We start from the raw sequence: 2,085 nt of genomic DNA, 5'->3' as shown, positions 1-2,085 counted from the left end.
TGTGGAGCGTCATGCTTCCGGTAATTTTTACGCCGGTGATCTTGCTGTCCTCCGCCATCTGGCGGCAGAAGTTGAGGGTGCTTTTGTTTTTGGCAATCTTCACCTGAAACGCGTTGACCTCCGCCACCTCGCTGCCGTCGGCCCAGACACTGCCAAACGTGCCGTTAATTACTCTATATCCGTCCATACAATCCTCCTTACAGCGTGATGCCCACGCTGACGTCTTCAATGGCGTCCACGGGATGGATCACCACCGCCAAAAACACACGGGTCCCGGTGCCCGCCTCTTTGATTTCCTGCTCGCTCATGTCCACGGTAGAGGTCCCCTGACTCTCCAACCACGCCTGCTGCGCGTCCACGTCAATTCCGCAGGTGAAGTCCTCCAGAATCAGCCCGTCCCGGGCGAGGGAGCGGAGATAGTCGGTAATAGCCGTCACCAGCAGGAGCTTGTTTTCATAGGTGTTTGCATACTTGCCGATGTAAGAATCTTCAATGGCTCCCCGAAGATCGTGCTGCACCATGTCCAGCAGCTCCACGATCTTGATTTTCTTCCACTCGTCGCTCTTTCCGGTGACGGTGGTCAGGCTGTTGACGGCCCGGCCGGTCTTCACCTTTTCCCCGTCCCAGAACAGGACCAGCTGCCCGGTACCAACAGCGGCATCAAGAGCCGCTTGGGTCAGTCGCTCCACGTCCCGGACCTCCGGGAGCGGGGCGTAGGTTGCGGAAATGCTCATGGGCGTGCCTGCCAGAAGTCCTGCAATCCGCCCGCAGTAGGCGGCGGCTGTAAGCTTGTCAGCCTCGCCGATGTCGATTCCCGAGGCAGTAAAGTTGACCATCGCTTCGTTGTCTGCCGCAAGATTGGGCAGTACGGCCTTGTAAGCCGCATGGTTATCACTCCGCTGCGTAACGACCCAAGCCTTCAGTACGCCCGCCTCCGCAGCGGTCAGATCAGCAGGCCCCGCCAGATAGTCAAATTGCTGGGTGGACAGCCAGTTCAGGGCCGCGCACCCGGCGGTAATGGCGTCCTCTTTATCCACCACATACACCAGAATCTTTTTCGGGGGCTTCACATACCCCAGAAACGCCCGCCGTACCGCCGCCTGATTCTCCGTTCCCATCGCGGCGGGAAGCTGGGACGGGGCCGTAAGGGTGTAGCTCGTTTCCGCCAGCGCCGCGTCCCGCAGAATCAGCGCAACCGTCCCCTTCTGGGACCGGGCCAGCGCCGTGGACGCGGCCTGCTTAAATACAATGTCGATGCCAGGCATGGTTAAAGTGCTCATATGCTTGTGTCCTCCTTCGTGTTTGTTTGCAGCGTCAGCTGCTCCATCGTCGGCAGCACCGCCGCCGGGTCAAAATCCGTCCGGCTGTATGCCAGAGAAAGGATTGCCGTTGTCTCGGTAAAGTCGAGGTTGTGGGCGGTGGTGCAGCTGCGCACCTTCAGCGCCCGGTCCCCGGCCTTCAGATACCCCTTGGCAAACAGGCCCACCAGCAGCATCGTCCGCAGGTCCAGCAGCGGCAGGTGACTGTTGTGCCGCTCGTCCACCTCCACAAAATCGGTAATGCGATAGGTGTACAGCAGCTCCACGCCGCCGGGGGATAGTTCGCCCAGGGTGATTCCGATTAGCTCCACCAGATTGCAGGGCCGTGAAAAATCCTGTGGAACTAGGTTTTCGTAGACCGGTTCGCTGGGAAACAGCTTCTCCACCGCACCGCTTACGGCCGCTATAATATCATTGGATGTAATCATGTGTGCGGTTTTATTCCGGCTTGACGCGGACGGCGTCCGCAGATTTTTCAGGGAGCGTCTGTCCTCTCGCCATTCTGTTTGGCGGCAGATCGTTTGCGTTTGGCAATTTCTGATAAATCATACTCAAAACCTCCATATTGTTTTTTTACCTACTCCTGCACACCCTGCGCTATGCGGAGAAGTTCTTCGTTAGCTCCGGTATTCGCCGGAGAAGTCTGGGGCCTGCCTTGGTTGCCATGGTGCCAACGTTTGATAATGCCGACTTCTGACTGTGGCCAGACCTCCACCAGCAATACCATATAGGCTGTAAAACAAAAGTGCCTGTGCCAGCATGTCTC

Annotated in this window: 3 protein-coding genes; all 3 read right to left on the bottom strand. The window is 57.9% G+C overall.

The window, feature by feature from the left end:
- Nucleotides 1-187: phage tail tube protein (locus tag RT018_RS08585; protein WP_312941042.1), on the bottom strand; the 187-nt coding region annotated here is incomplete at its 3' end.
- 10 nt (nucleotides 188-197) lie between these two features.
- A complete protein-coding gene (locus RT018_RS08580; protein WP_312941041.1) occupies nucleotides 198-1,280 on the bottom strand; it encodes a phage tail sheath C-terminal domain-containing protein in 1,083 nt (360 codons plus the stop codon).
- Nucleotides 1,277-1,747 carry a DUF6838 family protein gene (locus RT018_RS08575; protein ID WP_312941038.1) on the bottom strand — a complete coding sequence of 157 codons (471 nt, stop codon included), beginning with the start codon at nucleotides 1,745-1,747 and terminating at the stop codon, nucleotides 1,277-1,279. The genes RT018_RS08580 and RT018_RS08575 overlap by 4 nt, the downstream gene beginning before the upstream one ends.
- Nucleotides 1,748-2,085: the final 338 nt, after the last annotated feature.

Origin of the sequence: Oscillibacter sp. (genome assembly GCF_032060045.1) — a bacterium.
GTDB lineage: Bacteria > Bacillota > Clostridia > Oscillospirales > Oscillospiraceae > Oscillibacter.
The sequence above is the reverse complement of the archived record's forward strand: the minus strand, read 5'-3'. Positions and strand labels throughout refer to the sequence as shown.